Source organism: Stenotrophomonas sp. 85239_Sma (assembly GCF_056481725.1).
In genome coordinates, this window is the sequence record NZ_CM151163.1 from 3,071,814 (window position 1) to 3,094,913 (window position 23,100).

Below are 23,100 nucleotides of genomic sequence, written 5' to 3' on the forward strand. Positions count from 1 at the left end.
CTGGACCAAGGTCCGTACCCACCAGAATCGATCAACCGCGCGCGGCCCACCACACGCGCAACAGGGTGCGCACCGGCGTGGCTTCGATCGGCTTGCCCGCGGCCTGCGCCGCCACCCGTGCACGCGCCAGGCTGGACCACACCCGGCGCGGGCGCGGACCGGGCACCCGGCTGCCCCACCCCTTCAGCAGATGCTGCGCCCAGCGCTGCGCGGCCGTGCTGGCATCACCGTCCAGCAGGCTGCGCGGCACACCGGCCACGCCGGCATCCTGCAGGCGCTGTGCCAAGGTCTGCAGCTGCACTGCGCGACCGGCGCCGGTACGCGGCTTGTCAGCGAACAAGGCCGCCTCTACCGAAGCCACGGCTTCCGCGTAGCGGGCCAGCGCACGCTCGGCACCGGCCGCATCCAGTGCCACGGTGCGCGCTTCAACCAGGTCCGGCAGCGCCTCGGCCAACTGCGCCCACGGCGCACGCACCGGCTCCAGCAGGCGGCCCAGCGGATGGCGCGAACGATGCGCCGCCCAGCTGCGCAGCTCCTCGCCCCACCATGCCAGCTTGGCATCGGCCGGCAGCGGATCGCCGCTGGTGTTGAGCATGTCGTCGAACTCCTGCAGCAGCGCAAACCACGCCACTGCAAGCTCGCGTTGCGATTCGGCCACGAACGGGGCGGCCACCGACCATTCCGGCCAACGGCTGCGCCACTTGTCGAGGAAACTGTCCAGCGCGGTACTGCTCACTACGTGATTCCTTACGGCTGGGCCGGGGCTGCCGGCCGGGTCGGCCACAGACTGGCCAGTTGCAGAAGTTCGGCGTTCTCGACCAGCACGTCGGCCTGCCACGCCAGCGGGTCGTCGCTGTGCAGGCGATAGCCCCATAGCGCCGCCACCGACGGCATGGCTGCGGCGCGCGCGGCAATGATGTCGCGCTCGTCGTCACCCACGTACACGCAGTCTCCGGCGGCAATGCCGATGGCCTGCGCAGCGTGCAGCAGCGGCAGCGGATGTGGCTTGCGTTCGGCCAGGCTGTCCCCACCGACCAGCACCGCACAGCGCTGCTGCCATCCATGCTGCGGCAGGATCAGGCGCGCCAGGTACTCGGGTTTGTTGGTGACGATGCCCCACACCGTACCGGCCTCATCCAGCCCGGCAAGCATGCCGGCCACGCCATCGAACAGCACCGCGTGCTGGCCGATCAACGCTTCGTAGCGTTGCAGGAATTCCGGGATCAGCGCATCGCGCGCGGCAACGTCCAGTTCCGGGAAGGCAGCCGAGACCATCGCCCGCGAGCCCTTGGAGACCACCGGGCGCAGCGCGGCCGGATCGACCGGGGCGCGTCCACGCTCGGCCAGCATCGCGTCGCAGGTAGCGACGAAGTCCGGCGCGCTGTCCAGCAGCGTGCCGTCCAGATCGAACAGCACTGCACGCGGGAAGCGGGAAGCGGTCATGCCGGCTTGACCGCGTAAGCCAGGTAGTTGATGTCGGTGCGGCTGCTCAGGCGGGCATGGTTGCGCCACGGCTCGTAGGCCATGCCGCTGACATCCACCAGCTGCATGTCGGCCTCGCGCAGCCAGCGCGCCAGCTCGGCCGGCTTGATGAATTCCTGGTAATGATGGGTACCCTTGGGCAGCAGCCGTGCCACGTACTCGGCGCCGACAATGGCCACCGCGAAGGCAGCGGCAGTGCGGTTGATGGTCGACAGGAACAGGTGGCCGCCCGGCTTCAGCAGGCGCTTGCAGGCCTCGATGATCGCGCCCGGGTCGGGCACGTGCTCGAGCATTTCCATGCAGGTGACAACATCGAAACTACCCGGCTGTTCGGCGGCCAGGTCCTCGGCGGCCTGCACCCGGTAGTCGACCTGGGCGCCGCTTTCCAACGCATGCAGGCGTGCGACCTTGACCAGTTCCGGGGCCAGGTCGATGGCAGTCACGTCGGCGCCGGCCTGGGCCAGTGCCTCACTCAACAGGCCGCCACCGCAGCCGATGTCGAGTACGCGCGCACCGCGCAGCGGCACACGATCGGACACGTACTTAAGGCGTACCGGGTTCAGCGCATGCAGCGGCTTCTGCGGGCCGTCAGCGTCCCACCAGCGGTTGGCCAGTGCGGCGAACTTGTCCAGCTCGGCCTGATCGAAATTGGAGGAAGCGTGGGAGGCAGTCATGAGGGAGTCCTTGCGGCGCCGGGGTTCAGGCGCGGATATGACGGATGCGCTCGCGCCACTGGCGCGCGTTGGCGATGATGCCCGGCAGGTCCATGCCGACCAGCTCGCGCTGCACCAGCTTCGGCTTGCCGGCGATCCAGACGTCGCTGACCTGCTGGCGGCCGGTGGCGTACACCAGCTGCGACAGCACGTTGTGCAGCGGCTGGGTTTCCAGCGCGGACAGGTCGACGCAGACCAGGTCGGCCTGCTTGCCGGCTTCGATCGAGCCGATGCGGTCGCCGAAGCCCAGCGCGCGCGCGCCACCCAGCGTGGACGCGCGCAGCGTGGTCGCCGCGTCCAGTGCAGTGGCATCGTCGGCCACGGCCTTGGCCAGGATCGCTGCGGTGCGGTTCTCGCTGAACATGTCCAGGTCGTTGTTGCTGGCGCAGCCGTCGGTGCCGATCGCCAGGTTCACGCCGGCACGCTGCAGGGCGCAGGCCGGGCAGAAACCGGAGGCCAGCTTCAGGTTCGATTCCGGGCAATGCACCACGCTGACCCCACGTTCGGCGCACAGGTGGATCTCCGCATCGGTCAGCTGGGTCATGTGCACCGCGATCAGGCGGTCGTTGACCAGGCCGAGCCGGTCCAGCCGCGCCAGCGGGCGCTGGCCGTGCAGCTTGATCGAATCGTTGATTTCCTGCGCGGTCTCGTGGGTGTGCAGGTGCACCTGCATGTCGAGCTGGTCGGACAGCATCCGCACCCGCTCGAAGTTGGCATCGTTGACGGTGTACGGCGCATGCGGCGCGAACGCGGTGCCGATCAGCGGATCGGTGCGCCACTGGTCGTGCAGTTCACCGGCCTTGGCGAAGTACTCGTCGTCGGTCTTGGCCCAGGCGGTGGGGAAATCGATGATGACCGCGCCGACCAGCGCGCGGAAGCCGTGCTTCTTGTAGACCGCGGCCTGCACGTCGCCGAAGAAGTAGTTCTCGTTGGCGCAGGTGGTACCGCCGCGCAGCATCTCGGCGATGGCCAGGGTGGTGCCGTCGGCAACGAATTCGGGGCCGATCACCGCCGCTTCCACCGGCCAGATGTGCTGCTGCAGCCAGGTCATCAGCGGCAGGTCGTCGGCGACGCCGCGCAGCAGGGTCATCGGGTTGTGCGTGTGCGCGTTGACCAGGCCCGGCATCAGCGCAGCCTCGGGACGGCTGACCACCTGGGTGGCGCGGAACCGTGCGCGCGCCTCGGCACGCGGCAGGATGGCCACGATCTCGCTGCCACGCACGGCAACGGCATGGTCTTCCAGCACCACCGCATGCGGCTCGATCGGAACGACGTAACCGGCTTCGATGAGCAGGTCGCAGGCTTCGGGGAGGTGCGGGCTATCGCTCATGCGGGCTCACTGGCTGGGGGGCGGCGAGATACTTCTGGGGGACACGCCCCTGAGTCAGGGGCTGCCGCGAAGCGGCGGGGGCTGGAGACTCGTGAAGCGGGGCCCATGATCTGCCGAAGCAGATCATGGGAGCGCCAGCGCGAATGCGATGGCGCGTACCCGGCCAGCGGCCGGCACTACAGCAAGGTCGGCCTACGGCTGGAACCTTACTTGACGCGTGCGGAGTATTCGCCCGAACGGGTGTCGACGCGGATCACTTCGTCCTGGTTGACGAACAGCGGCACGCGGACCACGGCACCGGTTTCCAGGGTGGCGGGCTTGCCGCCGCCGCCCGAGGTGTCGCCACGGACGCCCGGATCGGTTTCGGTGATCTTCAGTTCAACGAAGTTCGGCGGCTGCACGAAGATCGGCTCACCGTTCCACAGGGTGACCACGCAGGACTCTTCGCCCTTCAGCCACTTCTCGGCGCCGCCCATGCCGGCCTTGGTGGCCTGGACCTGCTCGAAGGATTCCGGGTCCATGAAGTGCCAGTACTCGCCATCGCTGTACATGAAGTTCATGTCGGTATCGACGACGTCGGCTGCATCCAGCGAGTCGGTCGACTTCATGGTGACTTCCTGGGTACGGCCGTCCTTGATCAGGCGGTACTTCACGCGGGTGAAGGCCTGGCCCTTGCCCGGCTTGACGTATTCGGTGTCGATGATGACGGCCGGTTGGTTGTTGACCAGGATCTTCATCCCGTTCTTGACGTCGTTCATGCCGTAGCTGGCCATGCGTAAACTCCTGAGTGGCAAAAACGCCGCGGGTGCGGCGAGCCGTTAGAATGGAAAGCCCACCGGATGCCGGTGGGCGACTGTTTTTCTGCCCCCATGATAACCGCAGGCCCCCTCTCCATGCAGCTTTCCGCCTTCCCCCGGCCCCAGTCGCCAGGCGCGCCCGCGCGCTGGCAGCAGCTCTGGCGCCAGGCGCTGCGCGACCCGCACGCCCTGCTGGCCCGGCTGCAGCTGGACCCGGCGGCGCTGGGCGTCTCGGAGCCGGCCATGGCCCAGTTCGCGCTGCGCGTACCCGAGGGCTTCGTGGCGCGCATGCGCGTGGGGGATGCGGCCGACCCGCTGCTGCGCCAGGTGCTGCCGATCGACGAGGAAATGCGCCCGGCGCCCGGGTTCAGCTTCGATGCGGTGGGCGATGGTGCCGCCAAGAAGGCCACCGGCGTCATCCAGAAGTACCGTGGCCGCGCCCTGCTGGTCGCCACCGGCAGCTGCGCGATCAACTGCCGCTACTGCTTCCGCCGCCACTTCGACTATGGCGCGGAGAACGCCGCCAAGGGCGGCTGGCAGGAGGCCGTAGCCGCCATCGCGGCCGACCCGGATATCGACGAGGTGATCCTGTCCGGCGGCGACCCGCTGTCGCTGGCCACGCACAAGCTGGCCGAGCTGACCGATGCGCTGCGCGCGATCCCGCACATCCGCCGCCTGCGCATCCATACGCGGCTGCCGATCGTGTTGCCGGAGCGCGTGGACGAGGAGCTGGTCTCCTGGCTGGGCAGCCTGCCGTGGCCGCTGGCGATCGTGGTCCATGCCAACCATGCCAATGAATTCGACGCCAGCGTGGATGCGGCAATGGCGCGCCTGCGCGGCACCAGCGCGCAGCTGCTGAACCAGGCGGTGTTGCTGCGCGGGGTCAACGACAGCCTGCAGGCCCTGCAGGACCTGAGCGAACGCAGCTTCGCCGCCGGCGTACTGCCCTACTACCTGCACCAGCTGGACCGGGTCGAGGGCGTGGCACACTTCGAAGTGGACGACACACAGGCGAAGGCGCTGATCGCCGGCCTGACCGCGCGCCTGTCCGGTTACCTGATCCCCAAACTGGTGCGCGAACTGCCCGGCGACCCGAGCAAGCGCCCGGTGTAACAGAAAAGGGGACGGAGGGAATTAAGTCGCAAATGCATTTGCGACTTAATTCCCTCCGTCCCCTTTTCTGTCAGACGCCCGATTCGATCATCCGCACCACTTCGGTGGCGGTGACCGGATGGCTCAGCCAGTAGCCCTGGCCGAGGTCGCAACCACGCTGGGCCAGCAGCTCGAACTGCGCCTGCTGCTCGATGCCTTCGGCCACCACGGTAATGCCCAACGCGTGTGCCATGGCGATGATCGCCGTGGTCAGGGCGAGGTCGTCGGGATCGCGCTGCATGTCGGCCACGAAGCTCTTGTCGATCTTGACGCCATCCACCGGTACCTGGCGCAGATGGCTGAGACCGGAGAAGCCGGTACCGAAATCGTCCAGCCAGACCTTCACGCCGGTGCGGTGCAGCTTGTCCAGCAGCTGCGCGGCAACCATTTCGTCGCCGATCACCGCGGTTTCGGTCAGCTCCAGGTGCAGGCGCGAGGCCGGCAGGCCGGATTCGTGCAGGCACTGCGCAACCAGCGCCGGCAGTTCACCACCGCGCAGCTGCCGCGGCGATACGTTCACCGACACGAACAGATCATCGCCACCGGCCCCGCGTGGCCACTGTGAGGCTTCCATGCAGGCCGCACGCAGCACCTTCGGGCCAATGATCTCGATCAGCCCACTCTGCTCGGCCACTTCGATGAACACCGACGGCGGAATCGTGCCCAGGGTCGGATGCTGCCAGCGCAACAGCACTTCGACACCGATCATGCGGCGATCACGCATGCGGAAGATCGGCTGGTAGGCCAGGCGCAGCTCGCCGCGCTCCCAGGCCCCGCGCAACTCCTGCTCCATGTGCACGCGGCGCTCGACCGCATGGTCCATCGCCCGGCTGTAGTAGCGATAGCAGTTCTTGCCGGCCATCTTCGCCTGGTACATGGCGATGTCGCCGTTCTTCAGCAGCGTGGTCGCATCGGCGGCATCGTCGGGGAACAGGGTGACGCCGATCGAGGTGCCCAGGAACAGCTCGCGGCCCTGTACCACCAGGGGTTTGCCCAGTTCGCGCACCAGCACCTCGGCCAGCAGCCGCGCATTCGCGGCCACGTCGCCATCGCCGACCAGGATCACGAACTCGTCGCCGCCGAAGCGGGCCAACAGTGCCTCATCGCCCCCCGCTTCGGCAACGGCGCGCCCGATGCGCTGCGCGAACTGCAACAGCGCCTCGTCACCTGCCTCATGCCCGAGGGTGTCGTTGACGCGCTTGAAGTCGTCGATATCGGCGAACAGCAGGCCCAGCCGATGGTTGGATGCGCGCGCCGCCATCAGGCGATGGTCCAGCGCTTCCCGGAACGCCAACCGGTTGGTCAACCCGGTCAGCGCATCGGTATACGCCATGCGCCGTACCTCGCGGTCATGGCGGGCGATGGCATCGCGCATCCGGGCAAAACCGCGCACCAGCTCGCCGACCTCGTCGTCGCGGGTATTCTCGGCCAGGGGCGCCTGGTAGTCTCCCGCTTCGATGCGGCGCGCCGCAGCGGCCAGGTCCCGGATCGGCGCAACCAGGGTGCGCTGGACGTACAGGATCACCACCACGCCGATCACCACCAGCAGGCCCAGCATCAGCAGCAACCAGCCCAGGTGGCGGCTGCCGACCTGCTGCAGGCGTACGCCGAGCGTGGCATTGGCTGCCTGTTCGCGCTGCTGCACCTCATCCAGGGCCATGCCGACGCGGACGCCGCCGATGCGCTGGTTGCCGACCATGATCGGCATGGTGTTGTCGAGCACCTTGGGCGATTCCTGCACCACCAGCGCCTGCGCCGCTGCGGCCTTGGGCGCCAACGGGTCGGCCATCGGCTGGCCGAATCCGGACACCTCGATCGAGCCGTCATGCACCAGCCGGCCACGTTCGTCGAACACCAGCACATAGCGCACGACCGGCTGCCGTGCGGTGCTGCGCACCAGCGCGCCAACCTGGTCCAGGTCGCGGTAGTACAACGGGTTGGCCAGCGCATCGGACAGCTCCCGCGCCATTGCCTCGCCGCGGCTGCGCACACTGCGGTCGAACAGTTCATGGATGACGCCGCCACTGAGGTTGCGCACCTCACCCTGCATTGCCGCCTGACGCCCCAGCAACACCGCCAGGATCGCCACCACCACGACCATCGCCCCGCCCATCGCGAGCAGGAACCGGGCCTGCATTCCCGAGCCGAGCCACTTCATTCCACTTCCATCCGCACGCGCGTCAATCCTTGTTTCAATTCATCCAGCCGCTGCTGCGCATGCGCATCGACGCGGTGGAAACCGGAAGTGCCGAAAAACCGATGCAACGCCCCCTGTGCCTGCGGGTCGCTGGCTGCCTGCAGCAGCACTTGCTGCAGGCGATCGCGCACCCGTGGGTCAAGGTCGGCGCGGACCATCTCCACCGCACGCGGGTAGGGTTCGGTGCGCAACAGCTCGCGGAAATCGCGCCGGAACGCTGCCGGCATCCGTCGTTCGTCGTTCCAGTCCACGCTGCTCACCGCCCCCACCTCGACCAGGCCCTTGTGCACGAACGTAGCGATGTTCAACTCGCTGCGCGCGAACACATACCCCACGCTGTCCCGGCCCGGCACGTCCCACACGCCGGCCAGGATCTGCGGCGCCAACCCCTCCTGCAGCAACGTCATCACAGGCACCAGGTAGGCACTGGTCGACGCCGTGTTCTGCAGCGCCAGGCGGTGCCCACGCAGATCCTGCACGCGCTGGATCGAACTGTCGCTGCGCACGAAGAACACCGTCTGGTACTCGCGCACGCCATTGCGCTCGGTCAGCAGCAGCGGCCGTGCGCCACTGCGCTGGCCCAGTGCCACCGCCGTGCCCGACGTTTCCGTGACCCAGTCGACCCGCCCCCGCCGCAGATAGCTGGCCATCTGCTGTGGATCGCGTGCCATCAGGATCCGTCCCTCCTTGATGCCGACGTCGTGCATGCGTGCCACCACATAGTCCAGCAACGGCTGCAGCTGTTCGTAATGGGCCTTGGGATCATCGCTGATCCGGCCCAGCACCAGCACCGGGTCCGGTGCTGCATGCACCGTCCCGGCCAGCAGGATCATGACCAGGCTCAGCAGTCCCCTCTGCACTGCCCTTCGCAGACCCGACACAGGCTTCATCCCCCCTGGGTATCGAGACAGACTACCCGAAATAATGAGAACGTCGTCAGCTGTTCTTGTTGCCCGCCTGTGCCAGTCGCGCCATGCGCTGGGTGTCGGCAAGGATGCCGCGCAGCAGGCGCACTTCCTGCTCGCTCGGCTCACTGCGCAGGAACAGGCGGCGCAGCTTGCGCATCGCCGATTCCGGCGCGCGGCCCTTGTGGAAATCGATCTCGTCCAACGTGTCGCCGAGCTGGGCGAAGAAGCTCTCCATCTGCTCGTGGCTGGCCGCCTGTTCGCGGAAACCCGGTTCGGCGCCGGCAGCCGGCTGCGTGCCCAGAAGCTGCATGCGCGTTTCATAGGCCAGCACCTGCACCGCGGCAGCCAGGTTGAGCGAGCTGAACTCCGGGTCGGACGGGATATGCACCGCCGCGTGGCAGAGCTGCAGTTCCTCGTTGGTCAGGCCGGTGCGCTCACGGCCGAACACCAGCGCCACCTCGGCCCCTTCGCCGGCCTTGGCCACTGCACGGGCGGCGGCATCGGCAGGCAGGTACTCCTCCAGCTGGACGCGGCGGGCACGGGCGGTGCAGCCCAGCACCAGGCGGCAATCGGCCACGGCCTCGGCCAGGGTGGCCACCACCGGGGCGTCCCCCAGCACGTCTTCGGCGCCGGCCGAGCGGCGGAAAGCCTCCTCGTCCAGCGGTTTCTCGGGGGCGACCAGCACCAGGCGGGCCAGGCCCATGGTCTTCAGGGCGCGGGCGGCGGCCCCCATGTTGCCGGGGTGCTGGGTACCGACCAGAACGAATCGGAGGCGGGTGGCGGCGGGAAACTGGGACATGAACAGGGAAAAGGTCGAGCTGGACGATGACCAATGGTAAACTGTGCGGCCGGCCACTGCGCCGGACCCGCTCTTTTCCCCCGCCAGTCCTTCTCTTCTGCCTTTCCGGGAGCCCACGCCATGCAGAAACCCGCCGTAACCGTCATGGTCAAGGCCGCCCGCCTCGCCGGCAACGTCCTGTTGCGCAACATCAACAAGCTCGAGGCACTGAACGTGGTGCAGAAGGGCCGGATGGACTACGCCAGCGAAGTGGATGCGGACGCGGAAAAGGTCATCGTCAAGGAACTCAAGCGCGCTTACCCGGACTACGGCATCTTCGGCGAAGAAGGCGGCGTGCAGGGCGAGCGTCGCCAGATGTGGGTCATCGACCCACTGGACGGCACCAGCAACTACCTGCGCGGCGTGCCGCACTACTGCGTGTCGATCGCCCTGGTCGAGAACGGCGAGCCGACCGATGCGGTCATCTTCGACCCGCTGCGCAATGAACTGTTCACCGCCAGCCGTGGTGCCGGCGCCGTGCTGAACGACCGCCGCATCCGCGTGGCCGACCGCAAGGATCTGGAAGGCACCATGATCCACACCGGCTTCGCCCCGCGCGAGCGCAGCCGCGCCAGCGCCCAGCTGAAGGCGGTCGACGCCCTGCTGGTGCACGGCGAGGACATCCGCCGCACCGGCTCGGCCGCGCTGGACCTGGCCTACGTGGCCTGCGGACGCGCCGATGCCTACTTCGAAGCCGGCGTGAAGGCATGGGACATCGCTGCCGGCCTGCTGCTGGTCCGCGAGGCCGGTGGCAAGGTCTGCGACTTCAAGGGCGCAACCCTGGGCCGCATGGACAACCGTGGCCCGGAGACCCACCAGATCGTGGCCGGCAACCTGAAGGTGGCCGAGTCGCTGCAGAAGGTGCTTGTCAACACCGGCTACGCGGCGGAGTTCGACGCGAAGTTCTGATCTGCGCGTAGACGCGGTTCATGGAGACGGCACCTGCGAAGGTGCCGTTTTCGTTTGCGCGCACGGAGATTCGTTTCCGCGACTGCGGAGGGGTGTCACTTTCTTTGCTCGTGCAAAGAAAGTAACCAAAGAAACACGCCGCCGGGGCGCGAGCCGATGCTGCGCATCGGTACCCTGCGCTCCTCGGTCCGTCGAGGGACGGTGCGGGAACTCGCTGCGCTCAGACACCCGCACCTCTTCGCCCTCGCCGGACCTGCGGTGCTCGGCTCGCTCAAGGCGGACCCAAGGTCAAATGCCACAGCCGCATCCGGTTGATCCATGCCACGCGTGGATGCCGTTGCCGTTGATCTTGACCTTCCAGTCCGCCTTGAGCGAGCCGAGCATCGCAGGGGAATCAGGGGCGAAGAGGCGCCGGTGTTTGAGCGCAGCGAGTTCGGCGCCGTCCCCTGATTCGCCGAGAAGCACAGGGCACCGGCGTGCGAAGCACGCCGGCTCGCGGCTCGCGGCTGGCGGCTGGCGGAGCGTTTCTTTGGTTACTTTCTTTGCGCGCAAAGAAAGTGACACCCCTCCGCAGTCGCGGAAACGACTCTCGCCAGATCGTATCCGGCATCACCAATGCATCGGCGCGCAAACAAAAACGCCCGGCGCGAGGCCAGGCGTTCCTGCACTAACGTGGAAGTACGGAAGCTTACGCCACCGTCGACGCCCGCAGCGCGGCGATGCGCTCTTCCAGCGGCGGGTGGCTCATGAACAGCTTCTTCGCCGTCGAACCGGAAATGCCGAAGGCGGCGATCTGGGTCGGCAGCGTGCTCTGGCCGTGGTTGAGCTGCAGGCGCTCCAGCGCGGCGATCATTTTCTGGCGGCCGGCCAGCGAGGCACCACCGGCGTCGGCGCGGAACTCGCGGTGGCGCGAGAACCACATCGAGATCATCGTGGCGAACAGGCCGAACACCATCTCCAGCACGAACACGATGATGTAGTAGGCGAAGCCGCGACCGCCGCCTTCGCGGTTGCCCGACAGTGCGCTGTCGATGACGCCGCCGACCACGCGTGCCAGCACGATGACGAAGGTGTTCAGCACACCCTGCAGCAGCGCCATGGTGATCATGTCTCCGTTGGCGACGTGGGCGATCTCGTGGCCCAGGACTGCTTCGGCCTCGTCTTCGCTCATGTTGTGCAGCAGGCCGGTGGACACCGCCACCAGCGCGTTGTTGCGGTTGGCGCCAGTGGCGAAGGCATTGATCTCCGGGCCGTCATACACCGCCACTTCCGGCATGCCGATGCCGGCGGCCTTGGCCTGGCGCTCGACGGTGGCCAGCAGCCAGCGCTCGGTCTGGTTGCGCGGCTCGGTGATCACCACCGCACCGGTGGAACGCTTGGCCATCCACTTGGACAGCAGCAGTGAGATGAAGGATCCACCGAAGCCGAAGATCGCGGCCATGACCAACAGGCCGCTCATCTGGCTCGGATTGACCCCCAGCAGCGACATCACGATGCTGGCGAGGATCAGGACCGCGAAGTTGGTCGCCAGGAACAGGGCAATGCGGGTAAACATGGGAAAATCCGGCTCGGAAGGGGTCGATACCGGTCAATTTGCGGTGTGGTCAGCTTGAATTCAAGCGCCAACCTGACCGACGATTCAGCCAGCATGACCTCCCCCATTCCCTGCGGCCGCTTCGCGCCCTCGCCGACCGGCCTGCTCCACCCCGGATCCCTGCTCGCCGCCTTCGGCAGCTGGCTGCTCGCCCGCCATCACGGCGGCCTGTGGCGGCTGCGCGTTGAGGATGTCGATCCGCCGCGTACCGTGCCCGGGGCAGCGGACTCGCAACTCCAGGCGCTGGCCGCGTTCGGCCTGCTCCACGACGGCCCGGTCCTCTGGCAGAGCTCACGCGGCGAGGCCTACCAGGCTGCCCTGGACGTGCTGCTGGCCAGCGACCTGGCCTTCATCTGCCACTGCAGCCGCAGCGAACTGGCCGCCAGTGGTGGCATTCACCACCGCTGCGTTGCACGGCAGGCACGACCGGACCCTGCCGTCCGCTTCCGCGTGCCGCGCGGCAGCATCGTGCACTTCAATGATGGCCTGCGAGGGCCGCAGCAGCAGGACGTGCATGCCGAGGTTGGCGACTTCGTGCTGCGCCGTGCGGATGGCTGCTGGGCCTACCAGCTGGCGGTGGTGGTCGATGACGCCGCGCAGGGGGTGACCGAAGTGGTGCGCGGCGCCGACCTGCTCGATTCCACTGCGCGGCAGATCCTGCTGCAGCAGGCGCTGGGCCTGCCGGTACCGCGCTACTGGCACCTGCCGCTGCTGCTCGATGCCCCCGGCCACAAACTGTCCAAGTCGCTGGCGTCGCTGCCGGTGGACAGTACACATCCGCTGCCCGTGCTGCGCCAGCTCTGGCAGCTGCTGGGCCAGGCGCCTGCCGCACTGGAAGGTGCCCACGACCTGCGTGCATTGCTGGCCGCCGCTCGACAGGCCTTCGACCCCGCCCAGCTGCCGCGTGCCGACATCCTGCTGCCGGCCGGCGCACTTTCCGCGCCGATGTTGCAGAATCCCCCTTCCCCCACCTGATACCCGGACAGCATTCCATGACATCTCGCGTCGCACTGGTCACCGGCGGAACCGGCGGCATCGGTACCGCCATCTGCCAACGCCTGGCCGACCAGGGCCACCGGGTCGCCACCAACTACCGCGACGAGGCCAAGGCCCGCGCCTGGCAGCAGGCGATGACCGAACGCGGCTACAGCGTGTCGATCTTCCCGGGCGACGTCTCCGATCCGGACAGCGCCGAAGCACTGGTGCGCGCGGTCGAGGCAGAACTGGGTCCGGTCGAGATCCTGGTCAACAACGCCGGCATCACCCGCGACACCACGTTCCACCGCATGCGCGCGGACCAGTGGCACGATGTGATCAACACCAACCTCAACTCGGTGTTCAACGTCACCCGGCCGGTCATCGAGGGCATGCGCCGCCGCGGCTGGGGCCGGGTCATCCAGATCAGCTCGATCAACGGCCTCAAGGGCCAGTACGGCCAGGCCAACTACGCGGCGGCCAAGGCCGGCATGCACGGCTTCACCATCTCGCTGGCCCGCGAGAACGCCGGCTTCGGCATCACCGTCAACACCATCTCGCCCGGCTACGTCGCCACCGACATGGTGATGGCGGTGCCGGAAGACGTGCGCGCCAAGATCATCGCCGACATCCCCACCGGACGCCTCGGCAAACCGGAGGAAATCGCCTACGGCGTCTCGTTCCTGGTCGCCGACGAAGCCTCGTGGATCACCGGTAGCAACCTGGACATCAACGGCGGCCACCATATGGGGTGGTAAGCCGCGCAGCGGGCCCTCGCGGCGAACGCCGCCGGCCCCTGCCATGAGTCATGCTGCGCAACACGCAAACCCTTGTTGCGCAACATGATCACCGCCGAAAGCCAAGCCTGGCGGGGGCTGAGGCGGTTGCAACGGCTGCTGCACTGCGCCATGCTGCGCGTCTACTGTGACGAGTACCGCTTCATGGCTGCGACCCGCATCATCAAGAAGTATCCGAACCGCCGTCTCTACGACACCGAGATCTCCAGCTACATCACCATCGAGGACGTGCGCCAGCTGATCCTGGACGGTGAAGACTTCGAAGTCCGCGACGCCAAGAGCGGCGACGACCTCACGCGATCGGTCCTGCTGCAGATCATCGCCGACCAGGAACAGGACGGCGAACCGATGCTGTCCACCCAGCTGCTGAGCCAGCTGATCCGCTTCTACGGCGATTCCCTGCAGGGCTTCATGGGCAACTACCTGGAGCGCAGCATGCAGGTCTTCCTCGACCAGCAGCAGCAGTTCCGCCAGCAGATGGGCAACCTGCTGGGCCAGACCCCGTGGGCGATGATGAACCAGCTGACCGAGCGCAACCTGGAGCTGTGGCAGGAATTCCAGCGCAGCATGGGCAGCGGCTTCGGTGGCCCGCGACCGGGCGGCACCGGAACGGGGACCAGCACCGGCAACAAGCCCGGCGAACCGGGCACCAGCACCGGCGGCAAGACCCGCCGCTGAGTTGCAGCACCGGCTGATACGAAAACGGCGCGCCCCTGGCGCGCCGTTCTGTTTCGCATCACGCCGACGATGCGTCAGCGTTTCGCCTTGCACCCCGTGCACACGCGCTCGACCTTGTAGCCCTTCGCCTTCAGCTTCTCGACCACGCCATCACTGCCCAGCAGGTGCAGTGTTCCGACCACCACCAGCGTACCGCCCTGCCCGGCCTGAAGGTACGGCTGCAGCTTCGGCACCCAGGCATCATTGCGCCCGGTGTTGATGCGCTGATACAGCTGCGGATACTGCTGGCGCATCTCCGCCGCCATCTTGGTCCACAGCAGGCGTTCGTCGCCGCGCCGCCATGCATCATGCAGCAGCCGCGCCTGCTCGTCGGACTTGCCGGCCTGGTCCAGCGCTTCGGCCAGCATCTGCCGCTGTTCCTGCACCGTCATCCCGTCGAGCATGCCGATCTGGGTGTCGATGTCTTCCAGTCCGGCCGTCTTGCGGCCGGTCTTCTGCGCGCGCTCCATGAAGTGGCGGTCCAGGCCCAGCGCCGGGTCCAGGCCCAGCTTCTGCATCTGCCCGACCGAAATGCTCAGGCCTACGAACCAGGCCTTCATGCCCTGCATCTGTGCCAGTGGCAGCTTGTTCTCGGTGGCAAAGGCCTGCAGCTTCTGCCAGGTCGCAGCGTCGAGATCACGCTTGAGCTCGCTGCCATCGGTGCGGGTCGCGGCCTGCACCATGCGGCTGGCCAGCTGTGGCGACTGCATGTCTTCCGGCGACAGTTCGAACACCACCCGCTGCGAGGCTTCGAACGCCTGTTCGACATCGGGCGACAGCGGGTAGTCCTGCGGTTTCAGCAGATGGAACGACCCCAGCAGGTACACGCGTGCATCGCCCGGGCCGGTGACTTTCCACAACAGCGGTACGGGCGGCTTGGCCGCCACGGCGGCCGCGGCCGTGGCGCCCGGCGCATCGCGGGCAGTGGCCAGGGGTGCCATCGCGCACGCAGCCATCAGCAGCGCGGCACGGAGCAGATGTTTGATCGGCATGGTCAGCCTTCTCCTTCAGGCAGGTGGTAGGCCTTCTCGCCCGCTTCAACGGGCAGGTCTAGCCGGTTTTCGGGCGGCGCCAGCGGACAGGTAGCGTAGGCGGTGAATGCGCACGGTGGATTGTAGGCATGGTTGAAATCGATGCGCACGGTGCCGTCTGCAGTGGGTGCATCGGTATCCAGGTAGCGCCCGGCCGGATAGCTGCCGCGGCCGCTGGTGCGGTCAGCGAAGATCAGGAACAGCGGCTGCCCGGGCGCACCGATCGCTTCCAGCCGCCAGCTGCGGCCATCACGCTCGAACTCGACCGCGCCGGCATTGGGCATTTCGGTGGTCAGGCCGGTGATGTCGACGATCGGCAGAGTCTTGCCCGGCGGGTGCGCGATGAAGCGCGCCTGCACCTGCCAGTCCGCGCCGCCCGGCCAGTACTGCAGGCCGGCGAAATCACGGCGTGCGGCGGCATCGGCATGCTTGACCCGCAGCGCGTCCCGCGGCCCCCGGCGAATGATGCTGAGCTGGCCCTTGCCCCCATCGAAGGCCAGCAGCGTCGGCTGCGCGTCCTTGTCAGTGTCGATGCGGGTGCGGCCGCGCACCGGCTGGCCATCATGGCTGACATCGGCACCGGCTTCAGGCGTGAACCACCACTGGGTGCCTTCGCGGCGCAGCAGGCCCAGCTTGTCCGGGCCGACCGTCAGGCGGATGCCGTTGGTGGCGCCGCTGCCAACGAAATGGGATTTGTTCTGCAGCCAGTGCAGGCCGACCAGGGCCGTCCAGCCATCGGGCCGGGTCAGGTCCTGGTAGCGCGCAACACGCCATTGCTGCTGCGCGGCCGCGTAGGCTGGATCTTCAACGGCCGCCGGCGCCGGCGGTGTTGCCGGGCTGCAGGCGGCCACCACCACGGCGGCCAGCAGGCCGGCCATTCCCCGATAACGCATCAATGCTCCCCTCAACGTCCGCGCAGGAACCAGCGGTCGATCTCCGCCAGCGAAAAACGGGCCCAGGTCGGTCGGCCGTGGTTGCACTGGCCGGACCGTTCGGTGATTTCCATGTCGCGCAGCAGCGCGTTCATTTCCGGCACGGTCAAGCGCCGGTTGGCACGCACCGCGCCATGGCAGGCCATGGTCGACAGCAGTTCGTCGCGTGCACTGGCCACGCGGCGGCTCTGGCCATGCTCGCGCAGATCGGTCAGCACGTCGCGCAGCAGCCCTTCCGGTTCGGCATGCGCCAGCAGCGCCGGAATGCTGCGCACGTGCAGCGAGCCGGGGCCGGCACGGGTCACCTCGAAGCCGAGCGTGGCCAGCGTTTCGGCTTCGGTCTCAGCGGTATCTGCCTCGCGCTCACCGACCGCCAGCGTGATTGGTACCAGCAGCGGCTGCGACTGCAGGCCGATGCCATCATGCGCGTTCTTCAGGCGCTCGTAACCGATGCGCTCGTGCGCCGCATGCATGTCGACCACGATCAGGCCTTCGGCGTTCTCGGCCAGGATGTAGATGCCATGCAGCTGCGCGATCGCGTAGCCCAGCGGTGGCACGCCTGCGTCGGCACTGGTGACCGGCAGCCCGTTCTCGGTCGGCATGGGTGGCAGTGCCGCTGCACGCTCGGCACCGGCCGGCGTGGCATACAGCGCGGCATAGGCAGCCGGTGCATCGGCCACCTGCAGGCCCAGTGGCTGCTGCGGTCGCCACCCGGAGAATCCACCACCGCCGCCGGAGCCGGCACCGGGTGCCGGACCGCGCACCAGCCCGAAACCGGAGGCGCCCGCACTCGATGCCGTGGCGGCAGCCGTGGCATCCGCCGGAAGTACCGGGCCAGCACCGATCTCCTGCGCCGACATGCCGGCGCGGGTATCGGCCAGCGCATCCTTCAGCGTGCGGTAGACGAAATCATGGACCAGCCGCGAATCACGGAAGCGCACCTCGTGCTTGGCCGGATGCACGTTGACGTCGACGCGGGTCGGGTCCAGTTCGAGGAACAGTACATAGGCCGGCTGGCGGCCGTGGTACAGCACATCGCCGTAGGCCATCTTCACTGCGTGGGCGACGCTGCGGTCACGCACCGAGCGTCCATTGACGTACAGGTACTGCTGGTCGGCGCTGGCCCGTGAATAATGCGGCTGTGCGATCCAGCCATGCAGGCGCAGGCCGGCACCGCTGTGGTCCACCCGAACGGCCTGGTTGGCGAAATCCTCGCCCAGCGTTTCGGCAAGGCGCGCATCGGAATACAGATCGCCCGGCTTGTAGCGGCGCGAAGCCTTGCCGTTGTGCGACACGCGCAGCTCGACATCCGGCCGTGCCAGCGCCAGTGAACGCAGCCACTCTTCGATATGACCCAGTTCGGTGCGCTCGGCGCGCAGGAACTTGCGCCGCGCCGGCACGTTGTAGAACAGCTCGCGCACTTCCACCGTGGTGCCCGGCGCATGCGCGCGCGGGGTCACCTCGCCGATCTTGCCGCCTTCAATCTGCAGTGCGGAACCATGCTCGTCGTGCGCCCGGCGCGAGGACAGGGTGAAGCGGCTGACCGACGCGATCGACGGCAACGCTTCACCACGGAAACCGAGGGTAGCCACCGATTCGAGATCATCCAGGTCAGCGATCTTGCTGGTGGCATGGCGCGACACCGCCAGTGGCAACTGTTCCGGTGCGATGCCACTGCCGTTGTCGCGGATGCGGATCAGGCGGACACCGCCCTCCTCAAGGTCGATATCGACGCGGCTGGCGCCGGCGTCGATCGCGTTCTCGACCAGCTCCTTGACCACCGACGCAGGACGTTCGACCACTTCGCCTGCGGCGATCTGGTTGATCAGGATCTCCGGCAACGGCCGGATCGGGCGCGGACCGGGCGCGCTCATGTGGGGTGATGGGCAGCAGACTTCATGAGTCGATGATAGCGGAGCGGCCGCTTGTAGGGTCGAACCATGCTCGACTGCGGCCGACCGTCGACCCGCCGGTTGACCCGGGAGTCGGGCATGACTCGACTCTGCAGAAAGCGGACGCGTTACTTGCTGCCGCCGGCCATGGTGGCAGCAGCGTCGATCTCGGCCTGGGCCCGGGCGGCATACAGCGTGCCCGGTGGCGGCTGGCGGCTGAAGAAGGTATGCACGCCATCCAGCACCGCGCCAGCGATCTTGCGCTGGTACGCCGAGTCGATCAGGCGGCGCTCTTCATCCGGATTGGAGATGAACGCGGTTTCCACCAGCATCGCCGGCATGTCCGAAGTGCGCAGCACCGCGAAGTTGGCGCGTTCGATGTTCGGCTTGTGGTTGTTGCCGATCCGCTTCAGGCCGCCCAGCACGTGGCCGGCCGCGTCTTCAGACGCCTTCATGTAGCCACTCTGTGCCAGATCCAGCAACACGTTGGCCAAGGTGCCTTCGGTCTGCTGCAGGCGCACGCCACCGACCAGGTCGGCCGCGTTTTCCTTGTCCGCCAGCCAGCGGGCGCGCTGCGAAGAGGCGCCCTTGGTCGACAGCACGTAGACCGACGAGCCCGTGGCCGAACGGTTTTCAGCCGCGTCGGCATGGATCGAGATGAAGATGTCCGCCTTGTTCGCACGCGCCTTCTGCGCACGCATGGGCAGCGGAATGAACACGTCGCTGTCGCGCGTCAGATAGGCCTTCAGGCCCGGCGTGGCGTTGACCTGACGGGCCAGCTCGCGCGCCACCGCCAGGGTGACATCCTTCTCGCGCTTGCCGGTCGGGCCGATCGCACCTGGGTCCTGGCCGCCGTGGCCGGGATCGATCGCCACCACCAGGTGGCGCATGCCGGCCTGCATGCGGATACGCGACGCATCGCTGGGCATTGCCGGACGCGGCGGCTCGGCCGGCTTCGGTGCCGGGGTGGGCACCGTGGCTGGCGGCGTGGTCACCACCGCTGCGGTGCGCTGGCCGGCGAGGATCGCGGCCGGCGAGGACGAGGGCGTGCTGCTGGCGCTGACGCCGGCCGCAGCAACCTGGGCCGGCGCGGTGGCCGGTGCCGGTGTCGGCGTTGCCGGTGCGGCGGCGGTGGCGCTGGCCTGCTGCTGTACCTGTGCGGTCAGCAGGGCCGTGGCACGCGCGGCATCGGTACGCGACTGCGCACTCTCGGCCGGAGTGGGTGCAGGCCCCGCAGCGGCTGCCTGCGGCTGCACGGCCGGCGTCGTCGCGGGGCGGCTGGCGGCCACGGCCGGGCCATCACCCGGCCATTCGATCACCAGCTTGGATTCATTGCCCTCGCGCTGCATCTGCGGGCGGAACGGCGCCACCGATTCGGCGAGGTCGAAAACAACGCGGAACGTTCCCGGAACCGGCTGTCCGGTACGCACCGCCGTGACCACGCCCTGCGCGGCCGGCATCTTCAGGTTGCGTATGGCGCTGGAGTCCGGGAAATCGACCACCAGGCGGTTCGGGCCGGCCAGCGACAGCGTCTTGTAGCCGCCGCTGCCGACCAGCGATATCTCGGCACGGGTGCCGGTAGCGCCAGTATTCAGCAGGACCTGGCGGACTTCACCCGCCCACGCACTGACGCTCGCCAGACCCAGTCCGACGGCGGCACAGATGGCGATGAGACGGTTCCCCGGGCGCATGGCTCAGGATTCAATCACCCCGCTGAACGGAATGCAACACCTTTTTCCTTAATAATCCGTAACCTGCCGGTGTTTGTTCTCGTCAACCAACAGAAATGACCTGCAAGTCGCCCCCCTTGGGAAGCCGTTCCAGCCATTCACGTCCTATGCCGCTGGCCCCAGTGAGACGGACGCGACGCCCCTGCCCCTCGATCTCCAGCGCCACCACCAGGTCGGTCGGCGGCAGCGCGCCAGCGCCGCGTTCCGGCCATTCCACCAGCCACAATACTGCGCCGCCCTCATCCAGGCCGAGGAAATCGAGCTCGCCGGCCTGGCCGATCCGGTACAGATCCAGATGCCAGGCCTCGCCCCCGCTGGCCAATGGATAGCGCTCGACCAGGGTATAGGTCGGGCTGCGGATCGCACCCTGCACGCCCAGCGCGCGCAGCAGCGCACGGGCCGTGGTGGACTTGCCGGCACCCAGGTCGCCGCGCAGCTCGATCAGTGCCTGCGGCGGCCGCGTAGCCGCCAGCCACTGCCCGAGCAGTTCAGTGGCATCGCTGTCGGCAAGGAAGAAATCGGTCATGGAGAGAGTTCCGGGTTGGCCAGTCGCCGCAGCGGCACCAGCAGATCAGTTGGGAGCAGGCCGCGCGCGCCGTCGGCGGCGGCGATATCGCCGGCCAGTGCATGCAGCAGCGCGCCAGCGGCGGCGGCATCGAAGGCGGCCAGGCCCTGCGCGCGCAGGCTGGCGATGATGCCTGTCAGCAGGTCACCCATGCCACCCACAGCCATACCGGGATTGCCGGCAGCAATCAGTCGTGGCCGTTGCCCGGGCGCTGCGACGATGCTGCCGGCGCCCTTCAGCACCACCACCGCGTGGAAGCGCCCGGCGAGCGTCTGCGCACAGGCAAAGCGATCGGCCTGGACGTCAGCGGTTCTGCAGCCGAGCAGGCGCGCGGCCTCGCCCGGATGAGGCGTAAGGATGGCGTCGGGCAGCGCGCGCGGATCCTGCGCCAGCAGGTTCAGTGCATCGGCATCGACCACCAGCGGCTTGCCACACAACAGCACCCGCGCAAACAGTGCGCGTGCCCACTCGTCCTGGCCCAATCCAGGCCCGATCGCCACCACCTTGGCTTTGTCCAGAAGTGCCGGCAGCGCATCACCATCTTCCAGCGCATGGGTCATCGCCTCTGGCAGGCGCGCCAGCAACGGGCCGACGTGATCGCGACGGGTGCCCAGGCTCAGCAGCCCCGCACCCGCTCGCAACGCAGCTTCGGCCGCCATCGCGACGGCACCGCCGCTACCATGGTTGCCGCCGACGCACAGCACGTGCCCGGATTCGCCCTTGTGGGTATTGGCGCGGCGCGGCGGCAACAGTGGCGGCAAGCGAGCCTGCGTCCAATGCTCCGCGGCGGGTGACACGCCCTGCCATGCGGCCGCGGGTAGCTGCAGCGGCGCCAGCGCCTTCCGCCCGCAATGATCCAGCGCATCGCCGGTATACAGCCCGCGATGCGGCACGATGAACTGCAGGGTCAGCGCCGCCCTCACCGCCTCGCCCGGTACGGCGCCGCGGTCGGCATCCACGCCACTGGGGACGTCCAGCGCCAGCACCGGTGCCGCCTGCGCATTGAGCGCGACAATCAGCGCCTGCGCGACGCCTTCCGGCGCGCGATCGAAGCCCAGGCCGAACAGGGCATCGACCCAGATATCGGCCTCGGGCAGCGCGCCGCCGAAATCGGTGATGGTGCCGCCGTCGGACTTGAATTCCGATGCTGCGCGCCGTGCCAGCACGGTTGACGGCGACTTCCCCGGCAAGGCGATCACCATCACCTCGCGTCCGGCCTGCAGCGCGTGACGGGCCAGCACATGGCCATCGCCGCCGTTGTTGCCCGCACCGACCACCACACCGATCCGCTGCGCCTGCGGCCAATGCTGCAGCAGGCACTGCCAGGCGGCCTGCCCGGCCTGCGCCATCAGGCCCCAACCGCCCTCGGCGGCCAGCGCCGAGGCCTGCGCATCAAGCGCACGCGCGGCAGCGGAATCAAAAAGATCGGCAAGGTTGGCCATGCAGGGATTTTATACTGGTGCACATGTCCCCCGCCCCCGCCCCTGTCGATCCGGCCCAGGCCGTGCAGCGCATCCGCGAACTGGCCCGTGCGCATGGCTTCCAGCGCTGCGGCATCGCCGGCATCGAGCTGGGCGAGGATGAAGCGCACCTGGCCGACTGGCTGGGCCAGGGCCTGTACGGCACGATGGACTGGATGGCGCGCCACGGCACCCTGCGCGCGCGCCCGGCCGAGCTGCTGCCCGGCACCGTACGGGTGATCTCGGTGGGCATGGACTACAGCCACAAGGACGACACCGAAGCCTGGGCAACCCTGGCAGACCCGGGCCGCGCCTACGTGGCCCGCTACGCATTGGGCCGCGATTACCACAAGCTGATGCGCAACCGCCTGCAGAAGCTGGCCATGCAGATCAACGATGAAGTGGCACCGCTGGGCTACCGCGTGTTCGTCGATTCTGCGCCCGTGCTGGAACGTGCACTGGCACGCAACGCCGGCCTCGGCTGGATCGGAAAGCACACCTGCCTGATCGACCGCCATGGCGGTTCGTGGTTCTTCATCGGCGAGATCTACATCGATATCCCCCTGCCGATCGATACGCCAGCCACGGCGCACTGCGGCACCTGCACGCGCTGCATCGATGTCTGCCCCACCCAGGCCATCATCGGCCCGCAGCGGCTGGATGCGCGGCGCTGCATTTCCTACCTGACCATCGAGCACGACGGTGCCATCCCCGAGGACATGCGCCCGCTGATCGGCAACCGCATCTATGGCTGTGACGACTGCCAGCTGGTCTGCCCTTGGAACAAGTTCGCCAAGCGCACCGACGAAGCCGACTTCCGCGCGCGCAACAATCTCGACACCGCGCGGCTGGACCAGCTGTTCGCCTGGGACGAGGCAGAATTCCTGCGACGCACCGAAGGCAGCCCGATCCGGCGCAGCGGCCATGAGCGCTGGCTACGCAACATCGCCGTGGCGTTGGGCAATGCGCCATCCACCACCGAAGCGCTGGCCGCGTTGCATACCCGCGTCGATGATCCCTCGCCGTTGGTGCGTGAACACGTGCAGTGGGCGCTGGGCCAGCACACGGTGCGCTGACGTGC

The 23,100-nt window shown here is 68.0% G+C and carries 21 protein-coding genes; 6 read left to right on the top strand and 15 right to left on the bottom strand.

What is annotated here, in order from left to right:
* Positions 1-31: 31 nt before the first annotated feature.
* From ACYKG1_RS14410 to efp, 5 genes are all read right to left on the bottom strand, one after another.
* Positions 32-736: a squalene/phytoene synthase family protein gene (locus tag ACYKG1_RS14410; RefSeq protein ID WP_100473404.1), complete on the bottom strand. Its 705-nt coding sequence runs from the start codon at positions 734-736 to the stop codon at positions 32-34.
* Between the two features lie 11 nt (positions 737-747).
* Positions 748-1,443, bottom strand: coding sequence for a phosphoglycolate phosphatase (locus ACYKG1_RS14415; protein WP_478470792.1), 696 nt, complete (start codon positions 1,441-1,443; stop codon positions 748-750).
* Positions 1,440-2,156, bottom strand: a complete 717-nt coding sequence (gene ubiG / locus ACYKG1_RS14420) for a bifunctional 2-polyprenyl-6-hydroxyphenol methylase/3-demethylubiquinol 3-O-methyltransferase UbiG (RefSeq protein ID WP_262082745.1) — start codon at positions 2,154-2,156, stop codon at positions 1,440-1,442. Before ubiG ends, ACYKG1_RS14415 begins: the two co-directional genes overlap by 4 nt.
* A 25-nt stretch (positions 2,157-2,181) precedes the next feature.
* Entirely contained in the window at positions 2,182-3,525 is a 1,344-nt protein-coding gene (locus ACYKG1_RS14425; protein ID WP_100473407.1) for a TRZ/ATZ family hydrolase, read from the bottom strand.
* A gap of 206 nt (positions 3,526-3,731) precedes the next feature.
* Positions 3,732-4,298 carry an elongation factor P gene (gene efp / locus ACYKG1_RS14430; RefSeq protein ID WP_005410381.1) on the bottom strand — a complete coding sequence of 189 codons (567 nt, stop codon included), beginning with the start codon at positions 4,296-4,298 and terminating at the stop codon, positions 3,732-3,734.
* Between the two features lie 96 nt (positions 4,299-4,394).
* On the opposite strand from efp, the gene epmB reads away from it, so the two are divergent.
* Positions 4,395-5,435, top strand: a complete 1,041-nt coding sequence (epmB, locus tag ACYKG1_RS14435) for an EF-P beta-lysylation protein EpmB (protein WP_478470793.1) — start codon at positions 4,395-4,397, stop codon at positions 5,433-5,435.
* A gap of 70 nt (positions 5,436-5,505) precedes the next feature.
* On the opposite strand, the gene ACYKG1_RS14440 is transcribed toward epmB, so the two are convergent.
* From ACYKG1_RS14440 to ACYKG1_RS14450, 3 genes are all read right to left on the bottom strand, one after another.
* Entirely contained in the window at positions 5,506-7,632 is a 2,127-nt protein-coding gene (locus ACYKG1_RS14440; RefSeq protein WP_478470794.1) for a putative bifunctional diguanylate cyclase/phosphodiesterase, read from the bottom strand.
* Positions 7,629-8,504 (bottom strand): phosphate/phosphite/phosphonate ABC transporter substrate-binding protein, encoded by an 876-nt coding sequence (locus ACYKG1_RS14445; RefSeq protein WP_238381601.1) that lies wholly within the window; start codon positions 8,502-8,504, stop codon positions 7,629-7,631. Before ACYKG1_RS14445 ends, ACYKG1_RS14440 begins: the two co-directional genes overlap by 4 nt.
* A gap of 103 nt (positions 8,505-8,607) precedes the next feature.
* A complete protein-coding gene (locus ACYKG1_RS14450) occupies positions 8,608-9,378 on the bottom strand; it encodes an RNA methyltransferase (protein WP_100473411.1) in 771 nt (256 codons plus the stop codon).
* Positions 9,379-9,498: 120 nt separating this feature from the next.
* Here ACYKG1_RS14450 and ACYKG1_RS14455 point away from each other — a divergent pair, with 120 nt between their 5' ends.
* Positions 9,499-10,326 carry an inositol monophosphatase family protein gene (locus tag ACYKG1_RS14455; RefSeq protein ID WP_005417749.1) on the top strand — a complete coding sequence of 276 codons (828 nt, stop codon included), beginning with the start codon at positions 9,499-9,501 and terminating at the stop codon, positions 10,324-10,326.
* Positions 10,327-11,014: 688 nt separating this feature from the next.
* Here the strand turns inward: ACYKG1_RS14455 and htpX are convergent.
* The gene (gene htpX, locus ACYKG1_RS14460) at positions 11,015-11,881 is read right to left on the bottom strand and encodes a protease HtpX (protein WP_100473412.1); all 867 of its coding nucleotides are present in this window, start codon (positions 11,879-11,881) and stop codon (positions 11,015-11,017) included.
* Positions 11,882-11,974: 93 nt separating this feature from the next.
* Between htpX and gluQRS the strand changes: the two genes are divergently transcribed.
* From gluQRS to phaR, 3 genes are all read left to right on the top strand, one after another.
* Positions 11,975-12,895 (top strand): tRNA glutamyl-Q(34) synthetase GluQRS, encoded by a 921-nt coding sequence (gene gluQRS / locus ACYKG1_RS14465; protein WP_478470795.1) that lies wholly within the window; start codon positions 11,975-11,977, stop codon positions 12,893-12,895.
* 17 nt (positions 12,896-12,912) lie between these two features.
* The gene (gene phbB / locus ACYKG1_RS14470) at positions 12,913-13,653 is read left to right on the top strand and encodes a beta-ketoacyl-ACP reductase (protein WP_097049002.1); all 741 of its coding nucleotides are present in this window, start codon (positions 12,913-12,915) and stop codon (positions 13,651-13,653) included.
* Positions 13,654-13,836: 183 nt separating this feature from the next.
* On the top strand, positions 13,837-14,370 hold the full coding sequence (gene phaR / locus ACYKG1_RS14475; RefSeq protein ID WP_478472756.1) for a polyhydroxyalkanoate synthesis repressor PhaR: 534 nt from the start codon (positions 13,837-13,839) through the stop codon (positions 14,368-14,370).
* Positions 14,371-14,444: 74 nt separating this feature from the next.
* On the opposite strand, the gene ACYKG1_RS14480 is transcribed toward phaR, so the two are convergent.
* The 6 genes from ACYKG1_RS14480 to ACYKG1_RS14505 all read right to left on the bottom strand — a co-directional run bounded on the left by ACYKG1_RS14480 (position 14,445) and on the right by ACYKG1_RS14505 (position 22,001).
* Positions 14,445-15,401, bottom strand: coding sequence for a TraB/GumN family protein (locus tag ACYKG1_RS14480; protein WP_478470796.1), 957 nt, complete (start codon positions 15,399-15,401; stop codon positions 14,445-14,447).
* Positions 15,402-15,403: 2 nt separating this feature from the next.
* Entirely contained in the window at positions 15,404-16,333 is a 930-nt protein-coding gene (locus tag ACYKG1_RS14485; protein WP_478470797.1) for a DUF1684 domain-containing protein, read from the bottom strand.
* Between the two features lie 11 nt (positions 16,334-16,344).
* Positions 16,345-18,246 (bottom strand): DNA mismatch repair endonuclease MutL, encoded by a 1,902-nt coding sequence (gene mutL, locus ACYKG1_RS14490; RefSeq protein WP_100473417.1) that lies wholly within the window; start codon positions 18,244-18,246, stop codon positions 16,345-16,347.
* Between the two features lie 146 nt (positions 18,247-18,392).
* Positions 18,393-19,955 carry an N-acetylmuramoyl-L-alanine amidase gene (locus ACYKG1_RS14495; protein WP_478470798.1) on the bottom strand — a complete coding sequence of 521 codons (1,563 nt, stop codon included), beginning with the start codon at positions 19,953-19,955 and terminating at the stop codon, positions 18,393-18,395.
* An 82-nt stretch (positions 19,956-20,037) separates the two neighbouring features.
* Entirely contained in the window at positions 20,038-20,520 is a 483-nt protein-coding gene (tsaE, locus tag ACYKG1_RS14500; RefSeq protein WP_478470799.1) for a tRNA (adenosine(37)-N6)-threonylcarbamoyltransferase complex ATPase subunit type 1 TsaE, read from the bottom strand.
* Positions 20,517-22,001: an NAD(P)H-hydrate dehydratase gene (locus ACYKG1_RS14505; RefSeq protein ID WP_478470800.1), complete on the bottom strand. Its 1,485-nt coding sequence runs from the start codon at positions 21,999-22,001 to the stop codon at positions 20,517-20,519. Before ACYKG1_RS14505 ends, tsaE begins: the two co-directional genes overlap by 4 nt.
* 23 nt (positions 22,002-22,024) lie before the next feature.
* Here ACYKG1_RS14505 and queG point away from each other — a divergent pair, with 23 nt between their 5' ends.
* On the top strand, positions 22,025-23,095 hold the full coding sequence (gene queG / locus ACYKG1_RS14510) for a tRNA epoxyqueuosine(34) reductase QueG (RefSeq protein ID WP_100473421.1): 1,071 nt from the start codon (positions 22,025-22,027) through the stop codon (positions 23,093-23,095).
* Positions 23,096-23,100: the final 5 nt, after the last annotated feature.